We start from the raw sequence: 270 nt of genomic DNA on the forward strand, positions 1-270 counted from the left end.
CCTAATGAGCAAATGGGTGATGGTGGCAACGGAGTAATCATCGAAGGAACCAAAGGTAAAATGATGTGCTCCACTTATGGGAAAAACCCTCAGTTACTTCCTACGTCAAAAACAAAAGATGCAAATGTGCCACAAACGCTTCATCGAGTAGATGGAGGAGATGGTGGCCACTATAATAACTGGGTTGAAGCTTGTATCGCAGGTCATGGTTCGGAAGAATTCAAAAACTTGAGCTCTCCATTCTCTATCGCTGGCCCATTGACTGAATCC

1 pseudogene is annotated in these 270 nt (G+C 44.4%); it reads left to right on the forward strand.

The window, feature by feature from the left end:
* Window positions 1-270, forward strand: a pseudogene (locus JEM65_RS21265) (gfo/Idh/MocA family oxidoreductase); the annotation flags it as partial.

This window comes from Gelidibacter salicanalis, from assembly GCF_016469035.1.
Taxonomy (GTDB): Bacteria; Bacteroidota; Bacteroidia; order Flavobacteriales; family Flavobacteriaceae; genus Gelidibacter; species Gelidibacter salicanalis_A.